Annotated in this window: 1 protein-coding gene; it reads right to left on the bottom strand. The window is 40.5% G+C overall.

Annotated elements, in window-relative coordinates; translation table 11 throughout:
- On the bottom strand, window positions 1-456 hold a 456-nt coding region (locus tag R7O13_RS26935; protein WP_412125735.1), incomplete at its 3' end, for a GAF domain-containing protein.
- Between the last annotated feature and the right edge of the window lie 262 nt (window positions 457-718).

The following is a 718-nucleotide window of genomic DNA, read 5'->3' on the forward strand; positions in this document are numbered from 1 at the left end:
CACATTGGCATAAAAGCGATGAAGTTCGAGCACATCTTGTGCTTCTTTCGCGTGAATACTTCGAGTAAAAGTAGACAGCAAAATCCCAAGCACTTCGCCACTGTGTGTTTTCAACGGTAGGCCAAGGTAAGCTTGAACGCCATCATCCTGAAACATCTGGTCTTCAGGAAAGCGTTTATAGACCTGATCTTGGTAAAAGATGTGCTCGCCAATGTCTTTCGCGACTTTTTCACATGGAGTGCCCGACAGGTGGTAACTGAGGTTATCTGAGATCTCTCCGCCACTTGCAAAGGAAATGGTGTGCGCAGCATGTTGAAGATGAGCCACTTCAACAACGCATGTACAATGACTCTTCAACTGTTGATGGATATCTAAAGTCACTCTGTTGAGCAGAGCGCTCCCATTGAGCTTCAATATTTCATCAAGCTTTTGGACACTGATTTGTACATGATCCATTAAACACGTTACCTAGCCGTTATTAATTTCATATCGTGCTTTGATAGTTGTGCGACACGACGACTTATAATTTGATATGCATCAAGTAAACTATCGTTTACTTCAGGAGATTTTTCAAACTTTGAATCCCAACAGATAAGGAATTAACACTAATAGGTGAGTCTAGTAAGACTAGAGTGTTATCAAAGTTTGAGGCATTAATTTCAAAGTAGTCGCTTACTCACACATTTAACAAGAAAACTATCAAATTAGGTGCGTTTTT

It is taken from the genome of Vibrio sp. Y176, from assembly GCF_033438945.1.